The following is a 19,829-nucleotide window of genomic DNA, read 5'->3' as shown; positions in this document are numbered from 1 at the left end:
TGTATCATCAACTTCAAAACAAGTGAAGTATATTTTAAACTCATTAAAACACACAAAAATGAAAATCAAATTTTTAGTATTATTATTAGCCGGAGCGACATCATTAGCAGCATGTAAAAAAGATAAAGATGCTCCGGCACCAAACCCGGGTGATACGCAACTTCCAATTGGAACTTACAAACTGGTACAATCTATTAATTATGACAGCACAGGTAAAGCAGATACCCTTAAATTCCCATTAAGTGATCTTAGCCTGTCATTTGATCAGGCAAAACAAACAGCAAACATTGCAGGCAAACCAGAATCAATTCAAATCACAGGCGGTTATAACGTTAAAGCAAATAATGTATTAACAGATGCCGTTTTTACAACTCCTGGAATCGCCCCTCCAACAGCAAATGATGCTGTAGTATTGAATCTTTTAAAAACAGGCGATTCTTATGAAGCCAAAGGAGCAACGGTAACTATAAAAGCTAAAGACAAAGGCTTTTTAGTATTCAGTGCACAAAAGTAAACCCAATTACACACCACAAGCTGATGAAACACTACACTGGTTTTATGCCAGGTAGTGTTCATTCTTTAGAAGATGAATTCTTTTTCACTAATACTTCGCCGGGAGATACCTCAAAAAGTTTCTTATACATTTTAGTAAAATAACCCGGATTACTATACCCCAGTTCATAAGCTACCTCATTCACATTTTGAAAATTGCCGCTTTGCAATAGTTTCTGACCAAGCAGCAATTTCTCATTCGAGAAAAAATTAAGAGGGCTTTCTTTCAAAATCTTTTTAAAGAGCCCCTTATACTTTGTACCAGACATCCCGGCCATTTCGGCCATTGCAGGTAAACCCGGAAATTCAGTTAAAAGATTAGCCAGCATATATGCTGATGTTTTTAATACATTATCAATATCAGACTGCGATAACTTATTGATAATCGGTTCAAAACGTGCAGTACGCTCCACCACATAATTTAAAAGATACAACGCAGTATGTTTCAGCTTCAATTCAAAAGAAGTACCCGAAAAGTGATGCGCTTCTTTTAACTCGTTTAATAACACCTTGCTTCTGCTATCGATATGGCTGTAAAAAAACAGCGTATTTTTCGACTCATCAAAAAGCATATCGGTCACATCAGCACTTCTGTTGGTAGCCGCCAGTGATTTATAATAAGTTTTATCAACCAGCAATCTTAAACTAAAAGTGCGCTCACCAACAGGAGGGATGATCACCCCTTTGATTCCGCAATCCATAAAACCCATACCTAATTTTGAATGATAGCCGGCTTTATGGATGGTATCACCTAAAATATGAGTCGTTATCTCATCGCCGATATCATAATAGATCATATAATAATTATGATCTTTCGGAACCCTTGTAATCGCAACCTGTACATGGAATGTCATATCCAGCAGGTGTACCGATAGTCCGGGAGCAACCTCCAGAAAGATAGAACCTCCTGATGCAATATCCTCAGGAAGAATTAATAACTTATTATCAATTAACCTGGCACCTAAATTTTTAACGATCTGTTCCTGCCACTGCGGCGTTAAAGTATAATAATAATAGAGAGATTTAATCTTTGTGCTGGTCATTATTATAATAACGTTAAGTACTCTTTAGGGGTAATCCCATAGGCTGTTTTGAATTGTTCGATCAGATGTGAGGCATCAGTGAAATTGAACTGATCCGCTATCTCTCCAACCGTAAAATTGCCTGTTGCTATTTTCTCTTTAGCAAAAGAAAGTTTGTTTGTCAGAAAGAAAGCATTCGGGGTAGTTCCCGTAATTTTTTTAAAAAGCTTTTTATATTTAGTTTCGGACATTAAAGCGGCAGCAGCCAGCGTAGATATTCCGGGAAAAGGTTCAGTAATATGTTCTATTAAATGATATTGAGAGCCAATAATACTGACTATATCTTCCTGAACAACCTTTTCAAGTATAATCTCCTGGTTCATTGTCTGATCCAGGTAGTCACTTAAAATACCATAGACAGTGCCCCTCACCATGACTTCGTAAAGCAGGCCTGTAGCTGTTGTATTTTTCAATTCATTCATCAGCCACCAGGCATGATTACTCATCCGGTCATATTTAACAATCGTATTTTGTGCCGGATCGAAAACTGCATCCAGTACCTGAGCATAATGCTCTTCTTTAGAAAAATAATCTTTAAGCGCGGTCTTCTTGACAAAAACTGCCATTTTGAAAGTTGTAGAACCCCTTTTAACAAAATAATCCCCTTTTAAATCTGCATCAAATACAGCAAGGTTACTGGCCCATCGGCCTACTAGCCTGGTCACATTGTCATAAACATGCACGGCATCACCTTCAGTCAGGTTAAAATAGATCCCAACAAAATCGTCCCGGGTATTTCTCAATCTGTAAACAACATCTTCAGTATAGCTTACATCAATCACAAATACAGATATATTGTCATTAACCCGAAGCACATACCGCGTTCCCGGACGTTCTTCTCCGGGAACAATAATATGATTTCCATCCACATAGCCACCCAGTTTAGGTGCAATATCTGCAACCCAGTCCAGCTCAACACCATATTGATGAATCACTTCTCTCATAGTTTATGTTGTAATTAAATTTTCGTGTATATCAAATGTAATAAAAAATCAGATCTGAAGGGAGTAATCAAAGGTCTGATTGGAGTAACATGTTTTACAGAAATTAAGCGTTTTTCGCAACATGATAAAATATATTAAAAACATCAGATTTTTGCTCTCCGCTATAGCCTGTCTTTTAATAGTTTGTGTCCTGGATTTTTTAACCCCGCCAGATATCATTACAGGTATCTTATATATTCCAGCAATTATACTGGTGATCCATGAAACCAGGAAAACCATTCTCTTCTTTTTAATTATCGCCTGCCTGATGAGTATTGCAAATTTTATTTACTTTACTCAAAAACACGCCTCTTTTTGCCCTCTTTATCTCATCAATTCTATCATTGTCCTTTTTGGAATAGGCACCACCACATTCGTAATTTTCAAATACAAAATAGAAAAGGATAAATTTGATGACAGTAAAAGACTAAGCAAAGCAGAAAAACAACCTGGTAAAGAGGAAGACCTATCCATTTTAGACTTATAATTTAAATTATTGTGAATCATACCAATCTCTTATCTGTCATCACCGGGGGTCCCGGATCTGGCAAAACGACCTTAATTAATGCATTGAATAGCCATGGAATAAAAACCACTGCAGAATCCGGGCGTAAAATTATACAGGACCAGGTATCCGGTAACGGCAATGCCTTGCCCTGGTTAGATCCGGCTGCTTTTGCCGGGTTGATGTTTAACCTTGAAAAACTTGAATATTACAAAGCCATTGAAGCCAATGAAGTTATCATCTTTGACCGCGGGATACCAGATGTAACCGGTTATCTGCGCCTGATGAATTTACCGGTTCCCGGTTATATGGACTATGCTGCCAGAAATTTGCGCTATAACAGAAAAGTTTTTATTGCACCACCCTGGCCGGAGATATTTGAGCGGGATGCCGAGCGAAAACAAACTTTTGAAGAAGCCCTTCAGACTTTCGAATTCATGTTTGAGACTTATTCATCCTATGGCTATACACTGATCATTCTTCCGCTGGTTTCGGTTGAAGAACGTACAGCATTTGTACTGGAAAAACTGGACTATAGCATTTAGTCTGATAAGACTATCAAAATGTCTGATAGAGATATGCAGTATTGAATTTTACCCCGAGATTCATACCATGATAAAATCAGTAGAAAAATCTAAGTATTTGCTCCTTGCAATATTTTGCCTTTTATTTGTTTGTGTCCTGGATTACTTCACACCGTTAGATGTTGCAATAGGTATTTTATATACTTCAATTATACTTATTGCACTTAGGGAAACTAAGAAAACTATCCTTTTGCTCACGATTATAGCAACGCTGTTAATCATTATCAATTTCGTATACTTTAATGCTATTGCGGCTTTTTCTCATTGGGTATTCCCTGTTAACCGCCTGATATCCATTATTGGACTATGGGTAACGACAACAGTAGCCTTAAATTATAAAATTCTACAGGAGAAACTATTAAAAGAGAGAATAGAATATACAGAGACGCTGGAAGAGGTAATCTTCGTCACTTCACACAGAGTCAGAAACCCGGTGGCCAATATTGTTAAAATCGTAGAGATTATGGGAGATGATCATATTTCAGTAAAGAACTTAAAGGAAATGATACCCTTTTTAGGCAAATCAGCAGAAGAGCTGGATACCGTAATCAAGGATATGACAGGAGATTAGTTTCCGGATAGGGCCCGCTTTTAAAAGAAGAATTCATTCAGTGTTTTAAATAGGCAGATAGGGTAGGTACATAGCAGTGTGCCTGCCTTTTTTGCGCCTGATCACCCTCTCTGTAAGCTTTACATAAGTCTTATTGTGGTATCAAAATGTCTTATTGAACTACCGCAATATTTAATATAGCAGGACATTTGTAAGATGATAACATCAGTACAGAATTCCAGACGTTTAATGCTGGCGGGAATTTGCCTTTTATTAGTTTGTATCCTTGACTATTTAACGCCTCTGCATATAGGCGGGATAGGTATATTTTACATGGCTTCAATTCCAATCGTGATGAATGAATCAAAAAAGACCATCATTTATATAGCCGCGCTGGCAACAGTACTGATCATTTCAAATTATATCTATTTTTCTCCTGCTTCATTTGACTCTGTATGGATTCTTCCAATTAACCGGATCATCTCAGTTTTAGGCTTATGGGTCGCAGCAATTATCGGGATAAACTATAAGCATTTGCAGAACAAGCTCTCCAACCAAAGAGCGGCCTATACACAAACGCTCAATGATGTTATATTTATTAATTCACACAAAGTCCGCAACCCGGTGACCAATATTGTAAAAATAGCCGAGCTGATGGATGACGAACACCTTACAGCCCAAAACATTAAAGAAATGGTCTTCTATTTACGCAAATCAGCAGAAGACCTTGATATAGCTACCCGGGAAATGACCGATACGATTTGCAAAGAAGAGAATAACCACGACATTTTATCACTTTCGTTATACCTAAGAAATTAGGGATTTCTCCATCTGCCTGTAAAAACATCTCTGATAGAGATGAACAGGGCTCCGTATTGCCCAATACTTATTTGATTAACCAGTTTAAATTATCTAATCCTCCTTTTTATGAGTAGTGCATGTTATACCTGTACTGTTGATGTAAATTCCTCGTGGTTCGAAAAGTTAAGTCTCACTCTCGGATCTGAAATAGAAATTTCTAATGCTGCAGGCGGGTATAAAATAGTTAAGTGTACTCCGTCTGCCTCACTCGGGACAGGAGAATATTGTTTTCTCCAATTGAACGAAAACATGGCCGTCATCTATACTAACGTCGCGTACCATATTCCCCTGCGTATTAATTTTAAGAATCCAGACGGCAATTTTATCCTCTTGCATTTTTCACCAGAAGAACGTTTGGAATTCGCTAATGACAATGACCCGGTCCAGTCAATGTCAAGGATATTTAACCAGATTACACTTATGGACTGCTCTTTAAAAGCAGATTATAAATCAGGTAGTGAAACTGATATTTCCAGGGCCCCAAAGAGCCATGCCCTGCGGATAATTATTAAAAGAGAATATGCCATCGCACTCGCTACCTCTTTATTTGATAAAGACACTTTATTATCCATGCAGCCGGCCCCACAATCAAACTCTATATTTTATCAGTTTGATATGGATGTAAAATCAAAAATCATCCTGGAGAAATTTTCCGAATTAAAAATGAGTGATCCGGCTTATGCTTTTTACTTATTGGTCGCTACATTTTCACTGATCACCAATTTTTATGAGAACCTGGGCAGAAAAACGACAGACACAGACAATTTGCATTCTTCGGACATCATGGCTATCCAGAATTCTATGGAAACAATCAATTCCAATCTGGAGAGTCAGTTTCCCGGAATTGAAGCCCTGGCCAAGCGTGCAAATATGTCTGGTTCCAAATACAAACGCCTATTCACACAGATTTATGGTGATTCACCTAAAAAGATATACGTAGATAAAAAAATAGACCTCGGCAGAGAATTGCTTTTAACAGGAAACTACAATGTTTCGGATGTGGTCTACCAGCTGGGCTACAGCAACAAGAGTTTTTTTTCTCTTTTATTCAAGCGCAGGTTTGGCGTTTCACCTGGAAAAATAATAGATAAAAAATAATTTATACAGATATCTTTGTTTCGTGTAATGTTATATTTGCCGGTTCATTGCGCTTTTCTGAGCCGATAATAGCAGAAGCCAATCTATAGGAATACAATATGACAACAATACAAGATCTGCAATCCTTTTATAATCAGGGTAATTTCTCTAAATGCCTTGAATCTTTAAATCCCTTTCTCCTGGTTAATTCCGATAGCATTGAAGCCTTACTGCTTAAAGCGAAATGCGAATATCAACTGGCCAGCCTGGCTTTGAATGAGGATAAAGACGACAATTCTTTATACCTGGCCTCTTATGATAGTTTTGAATATGTCTTAAAAATAGAGCCTACACAAGAGGAAGCTATGCTGTATGCCTCATACATCAATATCTTTATCACACAGGCTAATTTACCAGAAGCACAGGTTTATTGTGATATCCTTGCGCTTTCAGAAGATGAAGATATTAAGTTAAAGGCTATCGGCTATCGCCGCCATGTTAATTTTATCCTGGGTAATATAGACCTTGTCCTTAAAGATATCACCCTGATGATCAATCATTACCAGGCTTTATATCCAAATAACAGAAGCATTTTAGACAAAGAGTTAAGCATGCTTTACCTGGAAAGGACCAATATCTATCTCTGGCATAAAGAAGATGCACCTAAAGTGTTCCAGGCCTTCAATGAGGGAAAAGCTTATCCGCATAATAATTACCTGACCAATAATGCTGTTGCACTGCTAGCTTTAGATTATCAGCAGTTTGAACTGGCAGGAGAGGCCGCTTACATGGCTTTTGAATATAGTGATGCTGAGCCAAACCAGGAACTGATTGATCTGTACCACAGAATCAGTGCTTTAAGCAGAAAAAATACGTTAAGCAAAATTTTGGTTCATAGTTTATTGCTTGCTTTAGGAAAGTTCTCCGATTTTTTGGGCGCCGATCAGCTGGAAACATTAAGCCTGTCCCTGAGCTATATTAAAATTTATCCGGACTGGGATATTCCATATCACTTTGCCGGTTCGTTTTTATTTGATGCGGAAAAATATGAAGAAGCTTTGCCTTATCTGAAAAAGAGTCAGCAACTAGGAGGGACAGCCCGTGGTTTGCAACGTTATATTGATGCCAGCTGCCGTCTAAGCGGACAACTACCGGACATTGATGCTTTACCTCTTGACTCTCCGGAAGCCTATTATAACGCGGGATGTGATTTTTACTATGAATCTATTCCGAAGCTCTGGACAGCAGCACTGGCCGATGAATTACAGGAAATCAAAGCGAAGTTCTATGAGGTTTCTTACCAGGGTTTTTATGATTATTTCTATAATAATACCGGTGTAAGTTTGGCAAATGAAGTCCACACTTTTGCCAAATGCTGTAATAATTACGGGATAACACTTACAGAAATGGGCGCTTATGAGAAAGCTGCCGAAGTACATGCAATCGGTTATGCGCTATCTCCTTTCTGGGAACAGCTGAACAGCTGGGGAACAGCACTTAAGGGGTTAGAGAAATATGAAGAAGCGATTGAAATATTTCAGGTAGCTTTTACCTATAGCAACGACTATTTATCCTTCCCAAGCTATTTAAGAATCAAAGCTGAGGTATTGGATATGACTTATAAATTAGGTCTTATAGAGGATACGCACCAAATATTGGATGCGATAACTAATGAATATGATTCTTTTCTTGAAGTAAACAACAGTAAACTAACAGAAGAACAGCTCTTTGAACTCAGCGAACAATATATCATTATTCAAAATGTAAGACATGATCTGCTGAGTAAAGGGAGCCCTGAAGATGCGATTAAAGCCTGGCAGAATGAGCTGGTTAAAAACCCTGATGATAATTCTGCCTGGTTTATGCTGATGCAGGAATATTATATCATTAAAGATTACAGCCAGTGTATTGCTTGTGCAGACAATTATCAGGCTGTCAAAAAAGAAGCCATACAGGATACTTCGCGCTGCAAAATTCATTATATGCGTGGTTTATCTTATATGAGCCTGGGCAATTACGAGAAAGCAATTGAAGATCTGAAAGCTTTAATTGAGCCGCTTAAAATTGTGTATCCTGACAATGAGTATGAATTGAGCAGAGCTTATCTGCATCTGACAGACTGCTATTTTACACTAAAAAAATGGGATAATTGTAATGAAGCAGCTTACGCGGCTATCACCTGTTATATCAGAAATAACTGGGGCTGGGATGATGAATTACTAAAAGTTAAACTACAATATGCTGATGCTTTACGTGCAACAGGTGCTAAAGATGAGGCTCTTGAAAATGTAAAGAACATTCTGGAGGCCTATCCGGATAATGCAGAAGCACTTCAAAGAAAAAAGGAATGGAAAAAAGGATTGTTTTCTTTCTTTAAGTGAGATAGTTTTGCTGCAAAATAGTGCATTTTGTTTATCCGGACCAGCATGTTGCTGGTCCGGATAAACATTTATAAAATGGCCCTGGCTTTATACTTCAGGGCAACCCCAATAGAAAATGCGGAACAAATGATCAATATGAGCCCCAGGTTCTGGACCCAGCCCGAAATGATTAAACCTATCCCGATAATCAGATAGTACATTAATCCGAATAATGCCCCGGCTGTACCGGCAACCTGTTTGTATCGATTCAATGCCTGGCTTAAGATATTCGGGATAGCTATCCCAAAAGCTGCTACAATAAATAACATAGACAAAAGGAACCAAATATCTTTTTGAAGAAACCATACACCCAAAGCACCAGATGCAGCCAGCAGGGCAGCTGACAAAATCAGTTTTGCTGAAGAATAACCGGCCCGGACTAAGTTTTTATTTGTTATCCCACCTATAAATGACCCTATGGCGAGCGCAATACCACTGTATCCGAACTGTGTTGTGTTATATCCGGCTCTTTCAAAAATAAAGGGTGCTAAAGCGTAATAACTAAAGAGCATGACATTGAATGCAGCAACTAAAAACACGCTATACCATATCATTTTATCAGTGCTCATTTTTTTTAGCACATCTATAAATCTGGTTTCATTGGCTGAAGTTTTTTGGGTCTCTGGTAAAAAAACAAATGTCGCTGTGATTAAAGCTATTGCTAACATTAACAGCGTCGAAAAGACACCTGAATAACCATAATGGGCAGACACCAGACCACCAGTTAATAACCCTGCCACAGGACTGATAGAAAGTGCAATTCCCATGATAGAAAATACTTTGGCCAGCTCTGTTTTATCAAAAGTATCTCTTAATATAGTCTGTGTTACTACTGAACATACCGCTACCCCAAAGGCCGCAATGACCCGGGCCAGCAGGATTATATTAAAATCAGTTGTGAATAAAGCTATAATTGTACCTGCTCCATAAGTGATCAGTCCGTAAATCATTGCTTTTCGTCTGCCAATACGGTCACTGACAATTCCCCAGAAAACTACGCCAATTGCAAATGCGATAAAATAAATAGCTATAGTTTGTGAAGCCTGCTGGTCGTTTACACTAAATTTCTTTGCAATCTGTGGCAATACAGGACTATAAATTGTTTCTACAAATTGCGGAAACATCATTAAAATAATCATTAGCCACAGCTTTGGTTTTGTTGTCATGATATTTGTTTTTAAAATACTGTGCAAATTTATGGCGAACAGTCACTATCTTTATAATTATATCAGATCAATAAATACCAAAATAAGGACAGATGACATTTATACTTAAAGACAGTTATTTTAATCCTGATGAGATCGATATTCCTGTAATTGGAATTGCTTCGGACCTGGCAGCACACGATTCTGGATTGCACAGTCATCAAAAGGCGCAATTATTATATGCACCGAGTGGCTGTATGACGGTAACGTCGGCAGAAAGACAATATATTTTACCACCAAACAGAGCATTTTGGATTCCTGCAAATACATTACACCGGGTCATCATGAGAAATGTGGTCGCTTATCGTTCTATTTATTTTGATATTCATCAATTCTCCAATCTGCCCGGTCAATTGCAGCTCTTCAATGTTAATGGGCTATTTAAAGAGCTAATAGAGCGGGTTTCTTTTTGGGAATGGGATAGGCCCTTTGAATTACAGCAGAACATTTTACATGTGTTTCTGGATGAACTTAATAATGCTTCTACAGATAATCTGGTTCTGACTATGCCTAAAGATTTACGTGTACAGTCTTTTGTAGAGCAATGGAATAAAGGAGAATCAATGCCTCCGTTTTTAAAGGAATTTTCAAAACTGGCAGCAGCAAGTGAAAAAACGATTACCCGTATTTTTATCAAGGAAACAGGCATGCCTTACCAGGACTGGCGACAGCAATGGCGATTGCATAAGGCTATAGAATTGCTTGCAGAAGGCAGAAATGTTGGAGAAACTGCTTTTGATTTAGAGTTTTCAAGTGATAGTGCATTTATAGATTTCTTTAAAAAACATTTGGGGGAAACTCCAAGTAAATATTTTCCAAAAACAGCAGGGTAGAATTGATCAGAACCGCATGATTAATTCTACCTGCATAATCTTTATTTGTAATAAAGACTAATCCGGATAAACTGTTTTACCTTCTTTAATCGTTTCTACCACTTTTATTTCATTGATCTTTTTGGAATCAACTTTTACCGGGTTCTTATCTAAAATCACGAAGTCGGCATTTTTACCTTTCACTAATGAACCTTTTGTATGCTCTTCAAAATACTGATAGGCAGGCCAGATTGTCATCGCCTTTAAAGCAATGTAAGGGGATACTTTCTGTTTTGGGCCTAACAGATAATTGGTGCGCGTCGTTCTGTTCACTGCGGTTGAGATCAGCTGCATTGAATTTGGAAAAATAACCGGAGCATCTGAGTGAATGCTGAATTTCATTTTGTTTTCCAGTAACCAGCCCGTTGGAGACATATTTTCTGCACGTTCCGGCCCAACTACAGATTGACGGTGATAATCACCCCAATTGAAAGTATGCAGGGGAAATAGAGAAGCAAAAATACCCGCATTTTTTATTTGTTTGACCTGGTCATATCGTAGAAATTGCCCATGTATCATCACAGTACGGCGATCTTTAGCAGGATATTTAAAAGAAGCTGCTTTATCCATCTTAATCAGCTGGTCAATAGCTGCATCACCATTAGTATGTGTTAATAATTGCCAGTTATTTTTATAAGCCAGCTCAAACCATTTGATCAGGGCTGTATCAGTAAATGCTGCATAACCAGCATAAGTATCTTCCTTACCTTCGGGAACTTTAAAATAGGGTTTAGTAAACCAGGCTGTTTTTCCCTGAGGTGAACCGTCCAATGTCAGTTTTACACCACCAATCCGAAAATGATTCGTGTATTTTTTTGACATTAACGGCCCCCACAGAATACTGTCTTTACTCAAAAGAACAAAATCAGGATAAGAAACGATGTCAACTTTAAAAAGTCCTTTTTTAGCAAGTTCTGGTAGAATCTTAATATTTGCAGGTGATGTTTTACCATCCTGTATGGTTGTAAAGCCATTCTTCATATAAATATTTTCACTTGTTTGAAGCATAGAGACGACTTCTTCCGGCGTAAAATTCAGGGGTAATTTTGGAATGATTTGAAAGAATGCACTTTCCTGTAAAACCCCATTTGGTGTTTTACCATCTGCTTCCCGTTCAATGACTCCTCCCTGAGGGTCTTTAGAATCAGCAGTAATACCTGCCATAGACAAAGCTTTACTATTAAAAACAGCTAAGTGTCCCGACTGATGTATAACCAGAACCGGTAATTCTGTCGAAACAGCATCCAGTTCCTGTCTTACCGGACTCCGCTGTTCTTGTAATTGAGAATTATCATAATTCATTCCCAGCACAAGCTGATGTGCCGCAACAATTGAAGAAGTAGCCATAAACTCACGAAGTACCTTTTGCAGATCGTTTATATTTTTAACCTGGCCGTCTGGTGGAGATAAAAGATTTGCTGACACAGACTGCAAGCCTACTTCGCTGAAATGGCTATGTCCGTCTACAAACCCCGGCAATAAAGTTTTCCCGGCCAGATCTTTCATCGCAGTCTGGTTTCCCCGGAATTTATCTGCATCCGATTTAGTTCCTGCAAAAATGATTTTACCATCTTTTACAGCCACTGCTTCAATATAACTGGCAGCATCACCTTCCATAGTTAGGATGTCTCCACCAAAATATATGGCATCAGCAGCATTTTTATTAGTTTGTTTTTTTAAAGAGTTATTACAACTGATTAAGGTAGCCATCATCAGTATAGGTAATAAAAGAGCGTTTTTTTTCATAATAATTATTTTAAAGGCAGAAAATTAATACCATTAAGTTAAATAAAAACAAGCCGTTTTACTCAAAATAAATTTTAGTTACTATAACCAAAAAATACATTATTTAGAAATACACTTTTGTCCTGATACTTTTTTTGATTTATATATCTGTTAATTTATTACCAGATATATAATAAAGGGGATTAAGTTGCCAGAAAGGAATATAGATATTCTTTTTCAACTTATTTACATGCGGCAAGCCATAAAATATATAGATCCTCTAATAGATTTTGCATTTAAAAAGATATTCGGGTCTGATCCTAACAAAGATTTACTAATCGATTTTCTAAATGAAGTGTTCAGAGGTAGAAAACATATCATCGATCTGATTTACAATAAAAATGAACATCCAGGCGATTTGATGAACGAAGGCGGTGTTGTATTTGATTTATTGTGTACAGGAGCTCATGATGAACATTTTATCATTGAAGTACAACGTGGCAAACAAAAGAATTTTAAACAGCGTGCATTGTTCTACACCAGTCGTTTAATTAGCGATCAGGCTCCAAAAGGTAAAAGGAACGAATGGAGATATAATCTGACTGAAGTTTTTCTGATTGCTTTACTGGAAGATTCAGTGGCTGAAGATTTCCAGGAAGGTCAGTATCTTCACGATATTTGTCTCTGTGACAGGGATACGGGAAAAATATTTTACGATAAGCTAGGTTATATTTACATTGAATTACATAAGTTTGTAAAGACATCCGATCAATTGGAAACAGATTTGGATAAATGGCTGTTTGTACTCAAAAACATGAGCAGTATGGACAAAATACCTGCGTATCTTCGTAAACCGGTATTCGAAAAATTATTTAACATTGCCCAATTCACTAATTTAACAAAGGAGGAAAAAATGTTGTGGAATAACAATGATAAGCACAGATGGGACAATAAGAATGTGATGGATTACGCGATTGAGTTGGCTGTGGAGGAAGCTACAGAGAAAGTTCGGGATGAGGTCACAAAACAGGTCACAAAAGAGATCACAAAGGAGATCACAAAGGAGGTTACAAAGAACGTTACAGAGAAAGTCAAAAAAGAAGTCACAGAGAAAGTCAAAAAAGAAAGAGGTGAAGAAGTAATCCGGATAGTTGCATTCAAAATGAAAAAAGATGGATATACAGCACAACAGATAGTTGATATTACAAGCTTGTCATTAAGCGAAGTGGAAGAATTATAATCAATATCAAAATTTTCAGGATCTTAAAAAAAGGATCCAGATCTTACCGCAACAGTTACCTGATATTGACCTTTGAGCTTTGTCTAATCAACAATTTCAGCTTAATTTGCAATATGACAGTAAACAGAAGCCTTAAAATATTTATCATAGCATTATTGCTTATACCACAGGCATTATTTGCTCAGCAAAACAAATCAATCTTACAATTACAGGAGAGGATTAAACACATAATAGATACTGCCGGAGGAAAAATCGGTGTAGGTGTAAAATGTATGGATTTTAAAGGTGGTTTTATCATTAACGGAGATCACGGCTATCCGATGATGAGTGTTTTTAAATTTCCACTTGCCTTTGCAATACTGCAGAAGGTAGATAAAGGAGAACTAAAGCTCAGCCAAAAGTTTAATATGCCTAAAGCAACATTAGATACCAATACCTGGAGTCCGATGGTTAAAGATTTCCCTGATCAGGATCTTGATATGAGCTTAGCAGACCTGCTGACTTATGCAGTTTCAAAGAGTGACAACAATGCTTGTGATTTTCTATATACCAGGGTAGCTGGTGGCCCTGCTGCCGTAAATAAATATCTTCATCAGGCAGGTGTGAAAGATATTTCCATTGTCTATACAGAAGGAGAGATGGAAAAGGAATGGGCGCTACAATATAAGAACTGGTGTAAACCTGGTGCTTCGCTGCAATTGCTCCAGCTCTTATATGATCAGAAATTACTTTCTAAATCCAGCAATGATTTCCTGATTCAGATCATGAGGGAATTACCTGACTGGGGCAAGAGAATTACCTTGTTTTTACCACCTGCAACCGAATTGATTCATAAGACTGGTGCATCTGGTGTAAGTAAAGAAGGTTTAATGGCTGCCTTTAATGATATTGGTATCGTTACTTTACCTAATGGCAAACATCTGGCTATTTCTGTATTGATGTCAGATTTTAAGGGGCCAAAAGAAAGAGGTATTAATGCAATTGCAGCAATTGCAAAAGAGATTTGGGATTACTATTCGGCAAAGCTGTAACCTACCCGGCGGCACAATTATTTACTCAAAAATTCTTTTCTCAAAGAGAACTTTTAACTTATCAAAACTTTGTTTAGGCTTTTTGCAGATATAAATAGTTTGAAATAAGTCTTTATCGAAAGATGCATAAGGGTTATAGACCTTTTTTACCGCAACAACGGAGTTGAAATAACATTCAAAGAAATCAATAGTTGCTTCACCATTTGTAAAGGCTATAACCGTTTCTGGCATTTGTCCTCCAGGGGCCCATGAGTAAAAACTACCATGATAAGAGAAAGCTTTGGGTAAACTATATGCGCTACCAAAAAGGTTCACTGCACCAGCCTGGCCATAATGTTTGCCCCAAATCAAACAACTGTGCCGTTCTTTAACAGGCAAACTATCATAAACAGACTTAATGGCCGACATTGTTTTCACCCATTTGCTTTTCGTGTAATATTCATCAGGTATACCATACCTATTTTCTTCTTTTTTCAATTTGTAAACATTGATAAAACTGTTCAGTGGCAATACCATTAATCCCCATGGCAGCAGGAACAACCCTGTCAGAATAAATAGCGCACTAACAGGATATAATAGCCATTTTCGCCAGGCCAGTACTGTTTGTTCAAACCAGATACTGCCAAATATGATCAAAAATATGACCTCTGAAAAAAAGTAATAATGTTTGCCTTTTGCCAGTGCCAGAAACAGTATTGATAAGGTGATGTAAACGGCTAATGGCCGGTACAATACTTTTGACTTATTATTGAACATATAAAACCATCCTGGCAGCCATATCAATAGAGTTACTGGGTTAAGGTCAATTATTAATTGGCCTAAAACAGCACCTATACTCAGCTTATCCAGTTGTGTTTCATACAAACGCGAAAACATTTGGAACATGGGGAAACGATGTATATACTGCCACCAAAGATTAGGCGCTACAATAACAAAGAAGATTAAAGCGAATCTCCAGGACTGCCTGCTTAACAATATCTTTTTCGTGTTTTTAAAAAAGAAGAGGCTGCAAATCCCCGCTATAAAAAACACAATATCATACTTGGTTAAAAAACCAAAGGCAAGAGCAACCGTTAAGTAAAATAAATTCTTGTTATTTGGCTCTTTTATAAACCTAACCAGCTGGTAAAAAGATAATACCCAAAAAAGTTCACTAAATACAACTGGCTGAAACAATTGATGTGATCTGTCAAACCCAGGTGAAACCATAATACAAAGTAGCGCGATAAAGACCGCTTTTGATTTTCCACCCAATTCTACTGTAATTAATCCTATCAGGATCAAGATTAGTATAGTGGCAATATGAGCAAAAATATGATGTACAAATACCGCAGTTGATCCAAATTGATTCTGTATCCATGCCATCCAGCCAATTACTGGTGGGAACTCCATATAACCAAAGGCAGGATAGTTACCAGTTGTGATGTGCAGGAACTCATCCCCTTGAAATCCTGAATTATAATCAGCAATTATGTGCAGGACCAAATTTACCACGGAAAACAGCATGATAATTAATGTTGTGTTTTTTATATTTTTCATGATTTTATGGAGAAAATAAAGCCGCAGGAATAACTGCTGCATTGACTCTTCAAAAATACATGAACTCATAAACTATGCTAAAAGGTTGTGATGAGTAACTATGTTTTGTGATCAATGACAAGGATGATAACTAACAGGCTACATGGGCTTCTTGCTGATAGACCTGATCAAACACATTTACGTATGCCCGTGAGACAGGTACTTTGTCTTCCGTGTTATTAAATGAAATTAAATATCCCTGTGAATTACCTGAGAGCTTTACTACTCTTTGAATATTCAATATATATGAACGATGACAACGTAATAAATATGGATAGGCAGTAAGTTGTATTTCCAGTTGTTTTAAGGAAATTCTTTTAAGTTCAGTTTTTAAAAAACCATCTTTGATGGTCGTTAAAGAAATATAATTTCCTTCTGCTTTGGCAAATAACAGATCATTGGCTTTGAAATAGAAATCATCAACCCTAACGTGCGCTTTAATAAATATAGAGGGAGGAGCTAAATATTCCTTTACAGGTTCTGGCGCATTCTCAGCAGGATGATAACCGGGTGATTTATCAATGGTGGAGATAACATAGAACTTAGTAAAAATCAAGTAAAAACAGAATATTGTCCCTGCCAGATAACCGTTTCTTATTTCTTCCCATAAGTAGCGCCATGAAATATTGTCCGGATTGGTATAGATCACACCCCGCAATAAAAAGCCCGATAAGCCAATAATAAGAAATACAACCGCTACATGAAAAAATTCCTCTTTTAGTGTCCAGTTATTTATTTGATGCCTTTTTCTGAAACGGGTAAGTGTACTGAAATATAAGTAAACGATCAGAGCAGGAGATAAGGCATGCAAACAGCAGATTGCTAAATAATTTAATTTTTGCTCTGCGCCATTTACTGTAAACGGTTTAAATAAATAGAGGGTGACAAAAATCAGTGAAAACTGGATCAACACAATTTTTGGCAAGTATTTCGATTGATATCTTAACGGATAATCAATCCTATTATTGAAAAACTGCATGCCAGAATTTATAAATTTCATCATCTGTGTTGCGAATGAATTTACTTTTTAAGTATTAATGAAAGATCAATAGCTTGTTCATTCAAATGTAGATTGATCGTAAATATATAATATCAATTTGAATTGCCTGTAACTGTTAATACCTTTTTGTTGTTGAAATTCATGAGCAGACAGTAAGTCAAAGAACTAGTTTGTGATAAGACAAGTCGTATTGTATTTTACGTTGAGAGGGTGTTGAAAGGGCTAGAGACCCTTTCAACACCCTCTTAACTACGACCACTTATACTGTGATGATTTATCTTAACCTGTTTCAGGCCCCCATGTATGGGAAATCTTTATGATTCAGATAATTCCGGTTAATAAACAAACTTTTAATCAACCATTATGCTTTCAATTGCTTTCTTCATTGCATATTCTTTTACCCCGGGAACTTTCAAACCTTCGGCACGGAATACCGTCAGATCTGTCATGCCTAAAAAACCAAGGAAAGCCTTCAGATAAGGAGCAACAAAGTCGTTAGTCTGACCTGGTCCCTGTGAATAAACACCACCGGAAGACATTGCCACATAAACCTTTTTTCCCATTACTTTTCCAACAGGACCATTTTCACCATATCCAAAAGTTATTCCGGCCCTGGTAATATGATCAATCCAGGACTTTAATACTGTAGGGATAGTGTAATTGATAAGTGGCGCACCAATCACAATGATGTCTGCGGCCAATAGCTGTTTAACCAGCTCATCAGAAAAGCGAATAGATTTTTTGTCTTGTTCAGTAAGCTGATTTTCAGGAATAAAGAATGTACGAAGCACAGCAGGGGTAAGGTGTGGAATTTCTATGTCGACAAGGTTTAGTTCTTCCAATGCACTACCCGGATACTTGTCCTGAATTTTTTCGACGATTGCCTGCCCCAGTTTAATACTGTACGACTCGTTACCTTGTATACTTGATTTTAGATGAAGGATGTGTTTCATAATAAATTTAGTTTTTATTGCCTTATCAATTTTTAAATTCCGGTAGCATCAAATTACCTTTTGTATTAATTCTCAAGGTTTTCATCCGCCCGGATTATCAAAAGTAAAAGTATGGTTACCAGCTGATCAAAAGTTACTACTTACCCAAAGGAAAGCGGTTTCCTTCAGGTAAGTGATTATCTTTGCTTTATGAAAATGACTGTAAATGAGATCCTTCCGGATAACGAAGAATGCGCACACTCACTCAAAAATGTAATTGATGCACTGTATGTTATCAATGGAAAGTGGAAACTGGCTGTGATCCTTTGCCTGGTGCAATCATCAAAGCGTTTTAATGAGCTGCAGTATGAAGTCACTGGCATATCTTCTAAGATATTGGCTAAAGAACTAAAAGATCTGGAATTGAATGACTTTGTTAAACGTAATGTATATCCAACTATTCCTGTAAGTATTATTTATGAAGCGACAGACTATAGCAGAACGTTAAAGAACGTGATAGGCGAACTAAGTGCCTGGGGTGAACAACACAGGGAAAAAATTAAGCAAAGTATGCGAAAACAATCTTGAGCCAGCTCGTATTTCTGTAATAAATCTTGATTTATTTTCAGACTAGAAGACCGGATTTGACGATTCAAATGATACCTTTATAGATAAACCACCAACATACAGGCTTTCCAAAACAACTGAAAGAAGTTTCGTGAAGTAAATAGTTCAGATCCGAACTATTTACTCAAAATCTCAACGAGTTATCTTACTCAAAACCCGTAAACATATTCTTAATAATTTCCTGAGAATACTTACTGGATACATTGATGATGAAATCGGGGAAGTCTATCGGTGAATGCTCATTGGATTCGTCCGAAATAATTCTCAGAATAACAAAAGGAATTTCATATTCATAACAAACCTGAGCTACTGAGGCACCTTCCATTTCTACGCACAGCGTGGCAGGTAAATTTGAAAACAATGCATCCTTATCATTTTGAGCAGCGAAAAACTTATCACCACTGGCTATATTTCCTTTATGCAATTTAGGGGTAGCCAATGAAAACCGGTCTCTTTCATGCTGACCAATAAAAGGCTGTGCGTGATTATCTATGATGGTATGAATAGCATTTTCTGCAATAGCCACCAGGCCTTGATCCGGTGTAAAATAGGTAATGCCCAGCAAGGGTATCTCATATCTGTCCATTAAAGGCCTTGCGTCCATATCATGCTGAACCAATTGATCTCCAATAACAATATCACCTATTTTTAAGGATGGATTTATTGCACCGGCAACGCCAATAAAGATCAGGTCTGTGATATTGAATTTAATAATCAGACTGGTTACTGTAGTTGCAGCAGCAACTTTACCCCATCTGGAGAAAACAACTACTGATTTAATGCCGTTAATAAAGCCGGTATAATATGTTCTTCTGCCATGGGTAAACTCTTCTACAGCTGTCATGAGTTTAATTATGCTATTAATTTCCTCATGCATAGCACCCATTATCCCTACTATTTTTTCACTCATATAATTTTTAATAATTTCTGACACGAATTGACAAATGTATGCATTACAATAGTCGTTTCTTTAGCACCTTTTACCTTTTAGTACCAACAACCGAA

At 37.2% G+C, this 19,829-nt stretch carries 19 protein-coding genes; 11 read left to right on the top strand and 8 right to left on the bottom strand.

What is annotated here, in order from left to right; translation table 11 throughout:
* Positions 1–58 precede the first annotated feature (58 nt).
* Positions 59–514 carry a hypothetical protein gene (locus HDE68_RS19795; protein WP_183883965.1) on the top strand — a complete coding sequence of 152 codons (456 nt, stop codon included), beginning with the start codon at positions 59–61 and terminating at the stop codon, positions 512–514.
* Positions 515–572: 58 nt separating this feature from the next.
* Here the strand turns inward: HDE68_RS19795 and HDE68_RS19790 are convergent, their stop codons facing one another.
* A complete protein-coding gene (locus HDE68_RS19790; RefSeq protein ID WP_183883964.1) occupies positions 573–1,595 on the bottom strand; it encodes a helix-turn-helix domain-containing protein in 1,023 nt (340 codons plus the stop codon).
* Between the two features lie 2 nt (positions 1,596–1,597).
* On the bottom strand, positions 1,598–2,578 hold the full coding sequence (locus HDE68_RS19785) for a helix-turn-helix transcriptional regulator (protein WP_183883963.1): 981 nt from the start codon (positions 2,576–2,578) through the stop codon (positions 1,598–1,600).
* Between the two features lie 121 nt (positions 2,579–2,699).
* Between HDE68_RS19785 and HDE68_RS19780 the strand changes: the two genes are divergently transcribed.
* The 6 genes from HDE68_RS19780 to HDE68_RS19755 all read left to right on the top strand — a co-directional run bounded on the left by HDE68_RS19780 (position 2,700) and on the right by HDE68_RS19755 (position 8,575).
* On the top strand, positions 2,700–3,104 hold the full coding sequence (locus tag HDE68_RS19780; RefSeq protein ID WP_183883962.1) for a hypothetical protein: 405 nt from the start codon (positions 2,700–2,702) through the stop codon (positions 3,102–3,104).
* Between the two features lie 11 nt (positions 3,105–3,115).
* A complete protein-coding gene (locus HDE68_RS19775; protein ID WP_221300824.1) occupies positions 3,116–3,667 on the top strand; it encodes an AAA family ATPase in 552 nt (183 codons plus the stop codon).
* Between the two features lie 67 nt (positions 3,668–3,734).
* Positions 3,735–4,277: a hypothetical protein gene (locus HDE68_RS19770; protein ID WP_183883961.1), complete on the top strand. Its 543-nt coding sequence runs from the start codon at positions 3,735–3,737 to the stop codon at positions 4,275–4,277.
* Between the two features lie 195 nt (positions 4,278–4,472).
* The gene (locus HDE68_RS19765) at positions 4,473–5,075 is read left to right on the top strand and encodes a hypothetical protein (protein WP_183883960.1); all 603 of its coding nucleotides are present in this window, start codon (positions 4,473–4,475) and stop codon (positions 5,073–5,075) included.
* Positions 5,076–5,183: 108 nt separating this feature from the next.
* Complete coding sequence (locus HDE68_RS19760) at positions 5,184–6,215, top strand: helix-turn-helix domain-containing protein (protein ID WP_183883959.1); 1,032 nt, start codon at positions 5,184–5,186, stop codon at positions 6,213–6,215.
* A gap of 98 nt (positions 6,216–6,313) precedes the next feature.
* On the top strand, positions 6,314–8,575 hold the full coding sequence (locus HDE68_RS19755; protein WP_183883958.1) for a tetratricopeptide repeat protein: 2,262 nt from the start codon (positions 6,314–6,316) through the stop codon (positions 8,573–8,575).
* A gap of 68 nt (positions 8,576–8,643) precedes the next feature.
* Here the strand turns inward: HDE68_RS19755 and HDE68_RS19750 are convergent, their stop codons facing one another.
* Complete coding sequence (locus HDE68_RS19750) at positions 8,644–9,780, bottom strand: multidrug effflux MFS transporter (RefSeq protein ID WP_183883957.1); 1,137 nt, start codon at positions 9,778–9,780, stop codon at positions 8,644–8,646.
* Between the two features lie 92 nt (positions 9,781–9,872).
* Here HDE68_RS19750 and HDE68_RS19745 point away from each other — a divergent pair, with 92 nt between their 5' ends.
* Positions 9,873–10,652 carry an AraC family transcriptional regulator gene (locus HDE68_RS19745; RefSeq protein ID WP_183883956.1) on the top strand — a complete coding sequence of 260 codons (780 nt, stop codon included), beginning with the start codon at positions 9,873–9,875 and terminating at the stop codon, positions 10,650–10,652.
* Between the two features lie 57 nt (positions 10,653–10,709).
* Here HDE68_RS19745 and HDE68_RS19740 read toward each other — a convergent pair whose 3' ends face one another.
* Positions 10,710–12,437: an amidohydrolase gene (locus tag HDE68_RS19740; protein ID WP_183883955.1), complete on the bottom strand. Its 1,728-nt coding sequence runs from the start codon at positions 12,435–12,437 to the stop codon at positions 10,710–10,712.
* A gap of 229 nt (positions 12,438–12,666) precedes the next feature.
* On the opposite strand from HDE68_RS19740, the gene HDE68_RS19735 reads away from it, so the two are divergent.
* Both HDE68_RS19735 and bla read left to right on the top strand, forming a co-directional pair.
* Positions 12,667–13,656, top strand: a complete 990-nt coding sequence (locus HDE68_RS19735) for an Rpn family recombination-promoting nuclease/putative transposase (protein WP_183883954.1) — start codon at positions 12,667–12,669, stop codon at positions 13,654–13,656.
* A gap of 113 nt (positions 13,657–13,769) precedes the next feature.
* Positions 13,770–14,687: a class A beta-lactamase gene (bla, locus tag HDE68_RS19730; RefSeq protein ID WP_183883953.1), complete on the top strand. Its 918-nt coding sequence runs from the start codon at positions 13,770–13,772 to the stop codon at positions 14,685–14,687.
* A gap of 21 nt (positions 14,688–14,708) precedes the next feature.
* Here the strand turns inward: bla and HDE68_RS19725 are convergent, their stop codons facing one another.
* The 3 genes from HDE68_RS19725 to HDE68_RS19715 form a co-directional block, all read right to left on the bottom strand.
* Positions 14,709–16,226, bottom strand: a complete 1,518-nt coding sequence (locus HDE68_RS19725) for an ArnT family glycosyltransferase (RefSeq protein ID WP_183883952.1) — start codon at positions 16,224–16,226, stop codon at positions 14,709–14,711.
* 130 nt (positions 16,227–16,356) lie between these two features.
* Entirely contained in the window at positions 16,357–17,268 is a 912-nt protein-coding gene (locus tag HDE68_RS19720) for a LytR/AlgR family response regulator transcription factor (RefSeq protein WP_183883951.1), read from the bottom strand.
* A gap of 347 nt (positions 17,269–17,615) precedes the next feature.
* The gene (locus HDE68_RS19715; RefSeq protein ID WP_183883950.1) at positions 17,616–18,218 is read right to left on the bottom strand and encodes an FMN-dependent NADH-azoreductase; all 603 of its coding nucleotides are present in this window, start codon (positions 18,216–18,218) and stop codon (positions 17,616–17,618) included.
* 189 nt (positions 18,219–18,407) lie between these two features.
* On the opposite strand from HDE68_RS19715, the gene HDE68_RS19710 reads away from it, so the two are divergent.
* Complete coding sequence (locus HDE68_RS19710; RefSeq protein ID WP_260171814.1) at positions 18,408–18,785, top strand: winged helix-turn-helix transcriptional regulator; 378 nt, start codon at positions 18,408–18,410, stop codon at positions 18,783–18,785.
* A 184-nt stretch (positions 18,786–18,969) separates the two neighbouring features.
* On the opposite strand, the gene HDE68_RS19705 is transcribed toward HDE68_RS19710, so the two are convergent.
* Positions 18,970–19,734 carry a 5'-methylthioadenosine/adenosylhomocysteine nucleosidase gene (locus tag HDE68_RS19705; protein WP_183883949.1) on the bottom strand — a complete coding sequence of 255 codons (765 nt, stop codon included), beginning with the start codon at positions 19,732–19,734 and terminating at the stop codon, positions 18,970–18,972.
* Between the last annotated feature and the right edge of the window lie 95 nt (positions 19,735–19,829).

It is taken from the genome of Pedobacter cryoconitis (genome assembly GCF_014200605.1).
Classification (GTDB): Bacteria; Bacteroidota; Bacteroidia; order Sphingobacteriales; family Sphingobacteriaceae; genus Pedobacter; species Pedobacter cryoconitis_B.
The sequence above is the reverse complement of the archived record's forward strand: the minus strand, read 5'-3'. Positions and strand labels throughout refer to the sequence as shown.

What these genes read in the sequence shown, in the direction of transcription:
- HDE68_RS19795 (WP_183883965.1), top strand. Translation starts at nt 59, where the DNA reads ATGAAAATCAAATTTTTAGTATTATTATTAGCCGGAGCGACATCATTA.
- HDE68_RS19790 (WP_183883964.1), bottom strand. Translation starts at nt 1,595, where the DNA reads ATGACCAGCACAAAGATTAAATCTCTCTATTATTATTATACTTTAACG.
- HDE68_RS19785 (WP_183883963.1), bottom strand. Translation starts at nt 2,578, where the DNA reads ATGAGAGAAGTGATTCATCAATATGGTGTTGAGCTGGACTGGGTTGCA.
- HDE68_RS19780 (WP_183883962.1), top strand. Translation starts at nt 2,700, where the DNA reads ATGATAAAATATATTAAAAACATCAGATTTTTGCTCTCCGCTATAGCC.
- HDE68_RS19770 (WP_183883961.1), top strand. Translation starts at nt 3,735, where the DNA reads ATGATAAAATCAGTAGAAAAATCTAAGTATTTGCTCCTTGCAATATTT.
- HDE68_RS19765 (WP_183883960.1), top strand. Translation starts at nt 4,473, where the DNA reads ATGATAACATCAGTACAGAATTCCAGACGTTTAATGCTGGCGGGAATT.
- HDE68_RS19760 (WP_183883959.1), top strand. Translation starts at nt 5,184, where the DNA reads ATGAGTAGTGCATGTTATACCTGTACTGTTGATGTAAATTCCTCGTGG.
- HDE68_RS19755 (WP_183883958.1), top strand. Translation starts at nt 6,314, where the DNA reads ATGACAACAATACAAGATCTGCAATCCTTTTATAATCAGGGTAATTTC.
- HDE68_RS19750 (WP_183883957.1), bottom strand. Translation starts at nt 9,780, where the DNA reads ATGACAACAAAACCAAAGCTGTGGCTAATGATTATTTTAATGATGTTT.
- HDE68_RS19745 (WP_183883956.1), top strand. Translation starts at nt 9,873, where the DNA reads ATGACATTTATACTTAAAGACAGTTATTTTAATCCTGATGAGATCGAT.
- HDE68_RS19740 (WP_183883955.1), bottom strand. Translation starts at nt 12,437, where the DNA reads ATGAAAAAAAACGCTCTTTTATTACCTATACTGATGATGGCTACCTTA.
- HDE68_RS19735 (WP_183883954.1), top strand. Translation starts at nt 12,667, where the DNA reads ATGCGGCAAGCCATAAAATATATAGATCCTCTAATAGATTTTGCATTT.
- bla (WP_183883953.1), top strand. Translation starts at nt 13,770, where the DNA reads ATGACAGTAAACAGAAGCCTTAAAATATTTATCATAGCATTATTGCTT.
- HDE68_RS19725 (WP_183883952.1), bottom strand. Translation starts at nt 16,226, where the DNA reads ATGAAAAATATAAAAAACACAACATTAATTATCATGCTGTTTTCCGTG.
- HDE68_RS19720 (WP_183883951.1), bottom strand. Translation starts at nt 17,268, where the DNA reads ATGATGAAATTTATAAATTCTGGCATGCAGTTTTTCAATAATAGGATT.
- HDE68_RS19715 (WP_183883950.1), bottom strand. Translation starts at nt 18,218, where the DNA reads ATGAAACACATCCTTCATCTAAAATCAAGTATACAAGGTAACGAGTCG.
- HDE68_RS19710 (WP_260171814.1), top strand. Translation starts at nt 18,408, where the DNA reads ATGAAAATGACTGTAAATGAGATCCTTCCGGATAACGAAGAATGCGCA.
- HDE68_RS19705 (WP_183883949.1), bottom strand. Translation starts at nt 19,734, where the DNA reads ATGAGTGAAAAAATAGTAGGGATAATGGGTGCTATGCATGAGGAAATT.